Annotated in this window: 9 protein-coding genes and 2 pseudogenes; 5 read left to right on the plus strand and 6 right to left on the minus strand. The window is 71.8% G+C overall.

The window, feature by feature from the left end; genetic code table 11:
• A pseudogene (locus AOK11_RS46775) lies at window positions 1–401 on the minus strand (D-alanyl-D-alanine carboxypeptidase/D-alanyl-D-alanine endopeptidase); the annotation flags it as partial.
• Window positions 402–480: 79 nt separating this feature from the next.
• Here AOK11_RS46775 and AOK11_RS18770 point away from each other — a divergent pair.
• The gene (locus tag AOK11_RS18770; protein ID WP_042174359.1) at window positions 481–972 is read left to right on the plus strand and encodes an inorganic diphosphatase; all 492 of its coding nucleotides are present in this window, start codon (window positions 481–483) and stop codon (window positions 970–972) included.
• Window positions 973–1,125: 153 nt separating this feature from the next.
• Window positions 1,126–2,832: a threonine/serine exporter family protein gene (locus tag AOK11_RS18775; protein WP_055594874.1), complete on the plus strand. Its 1,707-nt coding sequence runs from the start codon at window positions 1,126–1,128 to the stop codon at window positions 2,830–2,832.
• Window positions 2,833–2,943: 111 nt separating this feature from the next.
• Here the strand turns inward: AOK11_RS18775 and AOK11_RS18780 are convergent, their stop codons facing one another.
• Window positions 2,944–3,957, minus strand: a complete 1,014-nt coding sequence (locus AOK11_RS18780) for a DedA family protein (protein WP_055594875.1) — start codon at window positions 3,955–3,957, stop codon at window positions 2,944–2,946.
• A gap of 134 nt (window positions 3,958–4,091) precedes the next feature.
• On the opposite strand from AOK11_RS18780, the gene AOK11_RS18785 reads away from it, so the two are divergent.
• Window positions 4,092–4,457 carry a YbjQ family protein gene (locus tag AOK11_RS18785; protein ID WP_055594878.1) on the plus strand — a complete coding sequence of 122 codons (366 nt, stop codon included), beginning with the start codon at window positions 4,092–4,094 and terminating at the stop codon, window positions 4,455–4,457.
• A gap of 64 nt (window positions 4,458–4,521) precedes the next feature.
• On the opposite strand, the gene AOK11_RS18790 is transcribed toward AOK11_RS18785, so the two are convergent.
• Window positions 4,522–5,292, minus strand: a complete 771-nt coding sequence (locus tag AOK11_RS18790; RefSeq protein WP_055594879.1) for a MerR family transcriptional regulator — start codon at window positions 5,290–5,292, stop codon at window positions 4,522–4,524.
• A 178-nt stretch (window positions 5,293–5,470) separates the two neighbouring features.
• Between AOK11_RS18790 and AOK11_RS18795 the strand changes: the two genes are divergently transcribed.
• Window positions 5,471–6,757 (plus strand): ion channel protein, encoded by a 1,287-nt coding sequence (locus AOK11_RS18795; RefSeq protein WP_055594880.1) that lies wholly within the window; start codon window positions 5,471–5,473, stop codon window positions 6,755–6,757.
• A gap of 147 nt (window positions 6,758–6,904) precedes the next feature.
• A complete protein-coding gene (gad, locus tag AOK11_RS18800) occupies window positions 6,905–8,314 on the plus strand; it encodes a glutamate decarboxylase (protein WP_055594876.1) in 1,410 nt (469 codons plus the stop codon).
• A gap of 61 nt (window positions 8,315–8,375) precedes the next feature.
• Here gad and AOK11_RS18805 read toward each other — a convergent pair whose 3' ends face one another.
• From AOK11_RS18805 to AOK11_RS18815, 3 genes and pseudogenes are all read right to left on the minus strand, one after another.
• On the minus strand, window positions 8,376–9,197 hold the full coding sequence (locus AOK11_RS18805) for an ABC transporter permease (protein ID WP_079034941.1): 822 nt from the start codon (window positions 9,195–9,197) through the stop codon (window positions 8,376–8,378).
• Window positions 9,194–10,201 (minus strand): ATP-binding cassette domain-containing protein, encoded by a 1,008-nt coding sequence (locus AOK11_RS18810; protein ID WP_055594877.1) that lies wholly within the window; start codon window positions 10,199–10,201, stop codon window positions 9,194–9,196. Before AOK11_RS18810 ends, AOK11_RS18805 begins: the two co-directional genes overlap by 4 nt.
• Window positions 10,202–10,317: 116 nt before the next feature.
• Window positions 10,318–10,729: pseudogene (locus AOK11_RS18815) on the minus strand (PadR family transcriptional regulator); the annotation flags it as partial.

The following is a 10,729-nucleotide window of genomic DNA, read 5'->3' on the forward strand; positions in this document are numbered from 1 at the left end:
GTACGGGGGCCGCGGGGCGGTGTACCGGCGTTGCCGCGGCCGCCGTGATCTGTGCCACGCGTGGCCTCCAGGGTCACGGCCCGGTCCTGCTCGGCCGTACGCTGACCCGTGGAGTCCCAGGGACCGGCGGTGGTCACCGCTCCCGCGGCCAGCACCGTCCCGGCGGTGGCCGCGACCACGGTGAACCGCCAGGCCCCCGGCCAGGTTCCCGGCCAGGCCACCGACCGCGTGATCCGTGACCAGGCGGCCGTGCCGGCACCCGCGGGACGACTCGGCCGCAACCGTGCCAGACGCGGCCGGACAGCCGCCGCGGTCCGTGCCAGACGGGGTCGTACGGCGCCCGCGAACCGTGCCACATGCGGTCTCGCGGCCCGCCAAGGCCTCAGCTCCGGCACGACCACCAGCCCCTTTCGCGATCACACACCTGCGTGAGGGACACTTAACCACCAGAACTATGTGCTGATCATGGAGGAGCCACCGGTGGAGTTCGACGTCACGATCGAGATCCCGAAGGGTTCGCGGAACAAGTACGAGGTGGACCACGAGACGGGTCGGATCCGTTTGGACCGTCGACTCTTCACCTCGACCGCCTACCCGACCGACTACGGCTTCGTCGAGAACACTCTCGGCGAGGACGGCGACCCGCTGGACGCGCTGGTCATTCTCGACGAGCCGACGTTCCCGGGCTGTCTGATCCGCTGCCGCGCGATCGGCATGTTCCGGATGACGGACGAGGCCGGCGGCGACGACAAGCTGCTGTGCGTCCCGTCGACGGACCCGCGCGTGGAGCACCTGCGGGACATCCACCACGTGTCGGAGTTCGACCGTCTGGAGATCCAGCACTTCTTCGAGGTCTACAAGGACCTGGAGCCGGGCAAGTCGGTCGAGGGCGCCAACTGGGTCGGCCGGACGGACGCCGAGATCGAGATCGAGCGGTCCTACAAGCGTTTCAAGGAGACGGGCGGCCACTGAGCCCTCGTCGCACGAGACGCGGAACGGGCCGCACGCCTAGGCGTGCGGCCCGTTCCGCGTCTCGTGCGCATACTGAGCCCTGGGGACTGTCTGCCTGGCCCCGACGGGGGCACAGAGGTACAACGGACGTGTCGTACAGGGAGTGCAGCGCAGGTGACGGACGCGGAGGACCGCAAGCCCCAACCGGACGAGGCGAGGAGCGCCTTCAGCGCTCCGGTCGGGCTGACGGCCACAGCTGATACCGAGTCGACGACGTCGGAGTTCGCCGTTCCGGAAGGGCTGGCGCTCATGAGCGCCGGACGAGGCCCCACGGAATCGGAGACGACGTCGGAGTTCGCCCTGCCCCAGGGCCTGGACGCGCCTGTGCAGCCGCCCGCCGAGACGGAGGGTTCGGCGTTCAACCCGCCGCGCACCTACCAGGCCAAGCAGGCTCCGTCGGCGTTCACCCCGCCGAGCGGGGTCCCGGCCGTGGCACTGCACCGGGACGCGCCCTGGCAGGACCGGATGCGCACCATGCTGCGCATGCCGGTGACCGAGCGGCCGGCGCCGGAGCTGGTGCACCGGCACGACGACGAGACCGGACCCGCCGTGCCGCGCGTGCTCGACCTGACGCTGCGCATCGGGGAGCTGCTGCTGGCGGGCGGCGAGGGCGCGGAGGACGTGGAGGGCGCGATGTTCGCCGTCTGCCGCTCCTACGGCCTGGACCGGTGCGAGCCGACCGTCACCTTCACCCTGCTGTCGATCTCCCACCAGCCGTCGCTGGTGGAGGACCCGGTGACCGCGTCGCGCACGGTACGCCGCCGCGGCACCGACTACACCCGTCTCGCGGCCGTGTACCAGCTGGTGGACGACCTCAGCGACGAGGAGACGCACATCTCCCTGGAGGAGGCCTACCGGCGGCTCGCGGAGATGCGCCGCAACCGGCACCCCTACCCCATCTGGGTGCTGAACGCGGCCAGCGGGCTGCTGGCGGGCTCGGCGTCGGTGCTGGTCGGCGGTGGCGTCCTGGTGTTCGTCGCCGCGGCGATGGGCGCGATGCTCGGGGACCGGCTGGCGTGGAAGTGCGCCGACCGGGGGCTGCCGGAGTTCTACCAGTTCACGGTGGCGGCGATGCCGCCGGCCGCGATCGGCGTCGCGCTGACCCTGGCGCACGCGGACGTGAAGGCGTCCGCGGTGATCACCGGTGGGCTGTTCGCCCTGCTGCCGGGACGGGCCCTGGTGGCGGGCGTGCAGGACGGCCTGACCGGCTTCTACATCACCGCGGCCGCGCGGCTCCTGGAGGTCCTGTACTTCTTCACGGCCATCGTGATCGGGGTGCTGGTGGCGCTCTACTTCGGCGTGCAGCTGGGCGCCCAGCTGAACCCGGACGCGGCGCTCATCCTGACCGAGCGGCCGCTGTGGCAGATCGCCGCGTCGCTCGGACTGTCGCTGGCCTTCGCGGTGCTGCTCCAGCAGGAGCGGTCCACGGTGCTGCTGGTCACCCTCAACGGCGGCGTCGCCTGGGTGGTGTACGGCGCGATGGCCTATGCGGGCGAGATCTCGCCGGTGGCCTCCACGGCCGCGGCGGCGGGCCTGGTCGGACTGTTCGGGCAGTTGCTGGCCCGGTACCGGTTCGCTTCGGCGCTGCCGTACACCACGGCGGCGATCGGGCCCCTGCTGCCCGGTTCCGCCACGTACTTCGGTCTGCTGGCGATCGCTCAGAACGAGGTGGACGCGGGGCTGGTGTCCCTCTCGAAGGCCGTGGCGCTCGCCATGGCCATCGCGATCGGGGTGAACCTCGGTTCGGAGATCTCCCGGCTGTTCCTGCGGATCGGCTCCGCCGAGAAGCGCAGGGCGGCGAAGCGGACGCGTGGTTTCTGAGGCGGGACCGCCCGGCCCCCGAAGACCCCGAAGACCTCAAAGACCCCGAAGACACGGATCCCCGGAGTGCGCGGGTGTCGCGCGCCCCGGGGACGGGTTCGGTGCGGTGGTTCAGTAGCCCTGGTTGTAGGGCTGCTGCCGGCGGGGGTCCGGCCCCTGGGCCTGCCCCTGGCCGCCCTGCCCCTGGGGGTACTGCCCGCCGTAGTACTGGTCGTAGCCGCCCTGGTCGTTGCCGTACGGCTGCTGGGGCTGCTGGGGCTGCTGGGGCCGCTGCTGCGGGTAGCCCTGGTTGCCGTAGGGCTGCTGAGGCTGCGGGGCCTGCGGCCGCTGGTGCTGGTGCTGGTGCTGGTGCTGCGGAGCCTGCTGCGGAGGCGGTCCGTCCGGGGTGATGCGGCGGAGCTGGGTGGTGGCGTCGTCCATGACCGGCTGGGCGTACGGGGGCGCCTGCTGGCCGTACGCGCCGTACGCGTCCTGCTGCGGGGCCTCCGCGTCCTCGCCGCCGCCGCGCTTCTTCTTGGCCCGCTCCCGCAGGAACTCGATGATGATCGGGACCACCGAGAGGAAGACGATCAGGATGAGGATCGTCTCGACGTTGTCCTTGATGAAGCCGATCTGGCCGAGCCAGTAGCCGGCGAGCGTGACGCCCGAGCCCCAGGCCACACCGCCGATGAGGTTGTACGTGAGGAACGTGCGGTACTTCATCCGGCCGGCACCGGCCGTGATGGGGGCGAAGGTGCGCACGATCGGCACGAAGCGGGCCAGGACGATCGCCTTGGGCCCGTACTTCTCCATGAACTCGTGAGCCTTCTCCAGGTTCTCCTGTTTGAAGAGCTTGGAGTTGGGGCGGCTGAAGAGCCTCGGGCCGAAGAACTTGCCGATCATGTAACCGACTTGGTCGCCCAGGACGGCGGCGATCACGATCAGCGTGCACACCAGCCACAGCGGCTGGCTGATGTAGCTGCCCTCGGCCACGAAGAGGCCCGCTGTGAACAGCAGGGAGTCGCCGGGCAGGAACGCGAAGAATCCGGACTCGGCGAAGACGATCAGCAGGATGCCGGTAAGGCTGAAGGTCTCGATCAGATAGTCCGGGCTCAGCCACTCGGGGCCGAGCGCAAGGGTGGTCACGGGAGTGTGGCTCCTGCTGCTTGAGGGGGCGGGCGAGAGTGGCTGCCAAAACTATCAACGCAGCCGTCCCGGCCCAGGTTCCACGGGCGTACCCAGGATTGCACCGTGCCCTTTCCCCCATGAAGCTGGGTGCCATGGGCATCGAAGAGCACGGCGGTGGACAGGGTCCCGGGACCGACGTCCTGGTGGTCACGACGAACGACGTCCCGGGGCACAGGGTGCAGGAGGTGATCGGAGAGGTCTTCGGGCTGACCGTGAGGTCCCGCCACCTCGGCAGCCAGATCGGCGCGGGTCTGAAGTCGATGGTCGGCGGCGAACTCAAAGGGCTGACCAAGACGCTCGTGCAGACCCGCAACCAGGCCATGGAGCGCCTGGTCGAGCAGGCACGCGCGCGGGGCGCCAACGGCGTGCTGGCGTTCCGCTTCGACGTCACGGACGCCGCGGACGTGGGCACCGAGGTGTGCGCGTACGGCACCGCGGTGGTGCTCGCGCGCGAGTGACCGCGCGGGACGCGCCCGCCCGGTCCCTTCCGGGGGCCGGGCGGGTGCGCCGCGCGGTCCGCGCTCAGCCGCTGTGCCGGGCCGCGTTGGCGGCGATCGCGTCGCGCAGGTAGACCGCCAGGCCGGGGCGGATGTTCTCGTACGTCCGGGTGAAGCGCGGGTCGGCGACGTACATCTCGCCCAGGCAGGCGTGTATCTCGTGCCCGCAGTCGTAGTACGCGCCCGTGATGAACAGCCGGTGCTCCTCCGCCGTGTCCATGGCCTCCTCGGAGTCGGCCGGGGTGCCGGCGGACATCAGGTCGGCCATGCGCAGGTGGAGGGAGTCGAGCTCCTCGGTGACGCGCTTCCAGTCGTCCTTGGTGTAGGAGGCGGTCCGCTGCCGGGACTGCCGGTAGGCGTCGGTGTCGCCCCAGCGCTCCTGGACCTCGTCCTCGTACTGGTCCGGGTCGAAGTCCCCGAACACCTCGAACCGTTCCTCGGGTGTCAGACCGATCCCCATCGTGTGTGCCTCCATGGCGTGCTCCACGGCCGCCGCCATCTTCCGCAGCCTCTCGATCCGGGCGGTCAGCAGGTCGTGCTGCCGGCGCAGGTGCGCGCGCGGGTCCGCTCTTCCGGTGGCCTGATCGTCGAGCAGGGCGGCGACCTCGTCGAGCGGGAAGCCGAGCTCCCGGTAGAACAGGATCTGCTGCAGCCGGTCGAGGTCGGCGTCGGTGTAACGCCGGTGACCCGCGTGGCTGCGCTCGCTCGGAGCGAGCAGGCCGATGTCGTCGTAGTGGTGCAGGGTGCGCACCGTGACCCCGGCGAAGCCGGCCACCTGTCCCACGGAATGACTCACTTCCGCTCCCTTCTCGGTACGCACTCCACCCTGGATCCTCACGCCACGTGAGGTGCAAGCCGGATGCCCTCCGACCGTTCCACGCCGGCCGCCCGTTCGTACCGAACCCTTTACGCCGACCGCTCCACACTGACCGTTTCATGCGGTTTGGGGTGCTTGATCCTTCTATCGTGTGCGCGTGGTCCAGGACAGCGCGCAGCAGGAGCCCTCCGCCGCCCCGGCGACCCGGGCACGCGACCTGCTGCCGTCCGTCGTTCCCGCGCTGGTCGTGGGCGTGGTGTGCAGCCTGCTGCTGGTGGGCGTGAGCCTGGCGGCCGAGGAGCTCCAGGACGTGCTGTGGCAGGTCCTGCCGGACGCGCTCGGAGTCGGCAGGTACTCCGTGCTGTGGATGTTCGTCGTGCTGGTCGCCACCGGGATCGCGGTCGGTCTGGTGGTGTGGAAGGTACCGGGACACGCCGGCCCCGACCCGGCGACGACCGGCCTGGACGCCCCCGCGCTGCCGCCCATGGTGCTGCCGGGGCTGTTGCTGGCGAGCGCCCTGATGCTGGCCGGCGGGCCGAGCCTGGGGCCCGAGAACCCGATCATCGCCGTGAACGTCTCCCTGGCGGTCTGGCTGGGCGCACGGGCCGCCCCCCGGGCCCCCGGGCGCGGCTGGGCGGTGCTCGCGGAGGCGGCGACGATCGGCGCGCTGTTCGGCACACCGGTGGCCGCCGCCCTCGTCGTCTCCGAGGCCCTGGCGGGACAGCGGATCAAGGGGCGTCTGTGGGACAGCCTCTTCGCCCCGCTGACCGCCGCCGCCTCCGGGGCGCTCACCGCCACGCTGGTGTCGCAGCCCAGCTTCGACCTGCGCCTGCCGCCGTTCGGCAGCCCCGGCTGGGCCGACCTGCTGGCGGCGCTCACGGTCGCCGCGGTGGGCGCGCTGCTCGGCATGTGCGCCGTCCACGCCCTCCCGTACGTCCACGGGGCCTTCCGGCGGCTTCGGCACCCGATGCTGATGCTCCCGGCGGGCGGGGCCGTGCTGGGCGCGCTGGCGGCCCTGGGCGGGCCTCTGACGCTGTTCAAGGGGCTCGACGAGGTCGCCGAGCTGGCGGCCGATCCCGGGGGCTGGTCGGCCGGCCAGTTCGCCACCATGACGGTGGTGAAACTGGCCGCTCTGCTCGTCGCCACGTCCTGCGGTTTCCGGGGCGGGCGGATCTTCCCGGCCGTGTTCGTCGGCACCGCGCTCGGGCTGTGCGCCCACGCCCTGGTACCCGGTGTGCATCCGGCGGTGGGCGTGTCGGCGGGAGTGCTGGGGGTGCTGCTGGCCATCACCCGGCAGGGCTGGGTGAGCCTGTTCGTCGCCGCGGTCCTGGTCGCCTCGCCGGGCATCCTCGCGCTCCTGTGCTTCGCGTCGCTGCCGGCCTGGCTGCTGGTGACGGGACGCCCGCAGATGCAGCTGCGGGCGGACGGGACACCGGTCCGGTGAGCGCCCGGCCGCCCGTGCGTCCCGCCCCGGCGACGACTCCCCCTCGTTCCCCGTGCTCCGCGTGCTCCCCGCACTCCCCGCGGTCCTTGTGGTCCCCACCCGCACGAACTCCCGTACGAACTCCCGTACGAACTCCCGGAGGTCTCCATGCCGCTGCACCATGCTCCCCAGCGCGATGAACGCCCCCTGTCCGTCAATCCCTTCCTGGGCCCGGCCAACCCCATCGGGGACATGACCCAGGCGCCGCCCAAGCACCGGATGCCCGACGGGCCGATGGCGCCCACGACGGCGTATCAGCTGGTGCACGACGAGCTGATGCTGGACGGCAACGCACGGCTGAACCTGGCCACCTTCGTCACCACCTGGATGGAGCCGGAGGCCGGTCTCCTGATGGCGGAGTGCCGGGACAAGAACATGATCGACAAGGACGAGTACCCGCGCACCGCCGAGCTGGAGCGACGCTGTGTGTCGATGCTCGCGGACCTGTGGCACGCGCCCGACCCGTCCGCGGTCGTGGGCTGTTCGACGACGGGGTCGAGCGAGGCGTGCATGCTCGCCGGGATGGCGCTCAAGCACCGCTGGTCGGGACGCAACGCCGACCGGTACCCGTCGAAGGACGCCCGGCCGAACCTCGTCATGGGGGTCAACGTCCAGGTCTGCTGGGAGAAGTTCTGCACCTTCTGGGAGGTGGAGGCCCGTCAGGTGCCCATGGAGGGCGACCGGTTCCATCTCGACCCGCGGGCCGCCGCCGAAATGTGCGACGAGAACACCATCGGGGTCGTCGGCGTCATGGGCTCCACCTTCGACGGGTCGTACGAGCCGGTCGCGGACCTGTGCGCGGCGCTGGACGAGCTCCAGGAGCGCACCGGCCTCGACGTCCCGGTGCACGTCGACGGGGCGTCCGGCGCGATGGTCGCGCCCTTCCTCGACGAGGACCTGGTGTGGGACTTCCGCCTCCCGCGCGTGGCGTCGATCAACACCTCGGGGCACAAGTACGGCCTGGTCTACCCGGGCGTCGGCTGGGCGCTGTGGCGGGACGCGGACGCCCTGCCCGAGGAACTGGTCTTCCGGGTGAACTACCTGGGCGGCGACATGCCGACGTTCGCCCTGAACTTCTCCCGGCCGGGCGCCCAGGTGGTGGCGCAGTACTACTCGTTCCTGCGGCTGGGCCGCGACGGCTACCGCGCGGTGCAGCAGGCCTCGCGGGACGTGGCCGGCGGGCTCGCCGGGCGGATCGCGGAGCTCGGCGACTTCCGGCTGCTGACCCGGGGCGACGAGCTGCCGGTGTTCGCGTTCACGACCGCGCCCGGGGTGACGGCGTTCGACGTCTTCGACGTGTCCCGGCGGATGCGGGAGAACGGCTGGCTGGTGCCCGCGTACACCTTCCCGGCGAACCGCGAGGACCTGTCGGTGCTGCGGGTGGTGTGCCGCAACGGCTTCTCCGAGGACCTCGCCGACCTGTTCGTCGAGGACCTGACCCGGCTCCTGCCGGAGCTGCGCCAGCAGCCGCAGCCCCTCGTCCGCGACAAGAACGCGGCCACCGGTTTCCACCACTGAGCGGACCCGGCTCCGGGCCCGCTCCGTGATGAGCGGCCCCGGACCCGGGCCCCGGGGCCGGTTAACGGCTCAGCCGCGCGAACCTCCGTACCGCCAGCGGGAAGAAGACCGCGAGCAGGGCCAGGGGCCAGGCGACGGCGGCCCACACGTGCCCCGGCTCCCCGCCGGGGCTGCCGAAGAGGTCGCGTACGGCCGTGGCCGTCTGCGACATCGGGTTCCACTGGACGACCGTGCCGAGCCAGTCCGGCATGGACTCGGGCGCCGCGAAGGCGTTGGACAGGAAGCCGACCGGCCAGACCAGGATCTGCACCGCCTGCACTAGTTCGGGCTTCCCCGCGACCAGCGCCAGGTGGATGCCGATCCAGAGCATCGCGAAACGGAACAGCAGGAGCAGGCCGACGGCGCCCAGGAAGCCGGCCGGGCCGCCGTCGGCACGCCAGCCGAGCGCGGCGGCGACGGCCAGGAGCACCGCGAGGCCGAGCGCAGACTGGAGCATGTCGGCGGCGGAACGGCCCACCAGGACCGCGCCGTTGGCCATGGGCATCGAGCGGAACCGGTCGACGACGCCCTTGTCGAGGTCCTGGGTGACGGCGACCATGGTGCCCTCCAGGCCGAAGGCCATGGTGAGCGCGAGCATGCCGGGGACCAGGTAGCCGAGGTAGTCGCCGCTGACTCCCCGGCCGCCGCCGACCAGGTAGCCGAACATCAGCAGCAGCATCACCGGGAAGACCAGGCCGACCACCACCGCGACCGGCTGCCGCCGCCAGCGGGAGAGTTCGCGGCGGGTCATGGTCCAGGAGTCGGTCAGGGCGTGGGCGGTCCGTCCGTGGCCGGTCTGCGAGCGGGCGGCCGTCGGGTGCGTGAGCGGCGCGTGGGTGGTCATGCGGAGCCGCCTCCTCGAGTGCGTCCCACGAGTTCCTCGGCCCGGTCGTCGTCGGGTCCGGTGAGGCGCAGGAACGCCTCGTCGAGCGTGGGCCTGCGCAGGGCGATGTCCTCGGCCCGGATGCCCGCCTCCTCCAGGGCGCGGACGACCCCGGCCAGGGCCGTCATGCGGTCGGCCACCGGGGCGCTGAGCAGCCTGCGGTCGGTGTCCACGGTGATCTCGTCCTTCGGTACGGGCAGCAGGGCGACGGCCGCGCCCAGCTGCCCGGCGTCGCGCAGGACGACGTCGATGCGGTCGCCGCCGGTGGCCGCCTTGAGCTCGTCCGCCGTGCCGTCGGCGATGACCCGGCCGGCGTCCACGACGGAGATGCGGTCGGCGAGCTGGTCGGCCTCCTCCAGGTACTGGGTGGTGAGCAGGACGGTCGTACCGCCGCCGACCAGGGAGCGGACCGAGTCCCACACCTCCGCGCGGCCGCGGGGGTCGAGGCCGGTGGTCGGTTCGTCCAGGAAGAGCACCTCCGGTTCGGTGATCAGGGAGGCGGCGAGGTCCAGGCGGCGGCGCATGCCCCCGCTGTACTGCCCCACCGCCTTGCGGCCGGTGTCGGCGAGACCGAAGCGCGCCAGGAGTTCGTCGGCACGCGTGCGGGCCCGCCGCGCGCCCAGGTGGTACAGGCGGCCGAACAGTTCGAGGTTCTGCCGGCCGCCGAGTTGCTCGTCGAGCGCCGCGTGCTGGCCCAGGAGGCCGATGCGCAGGCGCACGGCGTACGCCTCGCGCACCACGTCGTGGCCCGCGACCTCGACCCGGCCCGCGTCGGGCCGCAGCAGGGTGGCCAGGATCCGGACCAGGGTGGTCTTGCCCGCGCCGTTCGGGCCGAGTACCGCGTGCACCGTGCCGCGCCCGACCGTGAGGTCGAGCCCGTCCAGTGCGTGCTTGCCGCCCCTGCCGCCTCTCGTCGCGCCGTACGTCTTCCGTGCGTCCTCGACGGTGATCACCGCGTCGGCCATGAAACGACCCTCTCACTAGTCAAACTTGACTACGCACGCCACGGTAAGCGCGACCCGGCCATTGGTCAAACTTGATTAATGAGCGGAGGCGGACACTCGATCGGCGCGCGGGCGCCTCAGCGCTTGTCCCCCGGGTGGTGCTCCCCCGTCGCGTACGGGTTCTCCTGGTCCTCGGCCAGGATGCCGACGAACGGATCGCCCTCCCCGGCGAAGGTGTAGGAACCGCCCTCGATCCGTCCGATCAGGCCCCTGGTCCACTCGGCCTCCGCGTCGGCCGTGTACACCCACAGGTTCATGATCTCGCCGATGTGGCCCAGCGGCTCGGGACCGCCCTCGGGCACGTAGTGCTCGGTGACCGCGGCCCGCCACTCCTCGATGCGCCGGATCCGCTCCTTCAGCAGCGCCGTCGCCTCCTGCCTCGGCAGGTCGACGACGAAGCCGATGGCCGCCGACTTCACGTCCATCTTCTGGTCGTAGGAGACGAGGGCCTCGCGCAGCAGTGCGAAGTACGCGTCGTTGCCCGCCGCG

The organism is Streptomyces hirsutus (genome assembly GCF_001418415.1).
Taxonomy (GTDB): Bacteria; Actinomycetota; Actinomycetes; order Streptomycetales; family Streptomycetaceae; genus Streptomyces; species Streptomyces hirsutus.

What these genes read in the sequence shown, in the direction of transcription:
- AOK11_RS18785 (WP_055594878.1), top strand. Translation starts at nt 4,092, where the DNA reads ATGGGCATCGAAGAGCACGGCGGTGGACAGGGTCCCGGGACCGACGTC.
- gad (WP_055594876.1), top strand. Translation starts at nt 6,905, where the DNA reads ATGCCGCTGCACCATGCTCCCCAGCGCGATGAACGCCCCCTGTCCGTC.
- AOK11_RS18805 (WP_079034941.1), bottom strand. Translation starts at nt 9,197, where the DNA reads ATGACCACCCACGCGCCGCTCACGCACCCGACGGCCGCCCGCTCGCAG.
- AOK11_RS18810 (WP_055594877.1), bottom strand. Translation starts at nt 10,201, where the DNA reads ATGGCCGACGCGGTGATCACCGTCGAGGACGCACGGAAGACGTACGGC.